Consider the following 809-nt stretch of genomic DNA (forward strand, 5'->3'; position numbering starts at 1 on the left):
TCCACTCCCCCGTCCCGGCCGGCCTCCGTCGCCAACCGCAGATTCGGAATCCCCGACACCCGCACCGGGCCCCCACCCAGCACACCCTCCAGACCCTCCAGACCCGCTACATCACCACCCCACACCACCCGCGGCACATCACCATCACCCACCGGCAGCACCGCCCCCGGCGACCGATGCAACACCACCTCATACCGGTGCCGCGTCAACTCATTGTGATAACCACCCGGCTTCAACCGCACATCCGCAACCACATCCCCCCGCCCCTCCGCCCACCGGCAGAAGAACTCAGGCGCAACCACCAACTCCTTCTCCACCAACACAGCCCGATCCACCGCCGCACGCAAAGCACCCGCACCCACACCACGACCACCCTGCGCACGCACCACCGCCTCATGCAGCACACGCAACGACCCCGCATACCGCACATCCCCCACCACCACACGCCCACCAGGCGCCAGCAACCCCACCACCCGGTCCAGCACCCGCTCCAAATACCCACGATCCGGGAAATACTGCACCACCGAATTCAACACCACCGTGTCAAAAAACCCGACCGGCAGCCCCACCACCTCATCAGCACCACCAACCCGCAACTCCACACGACCCGACCAACCAGCATCCCGAACCTGCCGACCAAGCCGCTCAATCACCGCCGCCGAAAGGTCAACTCCCCAGTACGACTCGACCTCCGGAACAATCCGGGACAGCAACAGTCCCGAACCCACACCAATCTCCAGCACACGCCGCGGCCCCCACCGCAACACCTGCCCCACCGCAGCATCCCGCCACGCCCGCATCTCACCCAA

General features: G+C 66.1%; 1 protein-coding gene. It reads right to left on the bottom strand.

What is annotated here, in order from left to right:
• The coding region (locus tag ACSNOH_RS34965) for a class I SAM-dependent methyltransferase (protein ID WP_436725470.1) at positions 1 to 743 on the bottom strand (743 nt) is incomplete at its 3' end.
• Positions 744 to 809: the final 66 nt, after the last annotated feature.

The sequence above is a fragment of the Streptomyces sp. URMC 127 genome (assembly GCF_051386535.1).
In the GTDB taxonomy this organism is placed as follows: Bacteria; Actinomycetota; Actinomycetes; order Streptomycetales; family Streptomycetaceae; genus Streptomyces.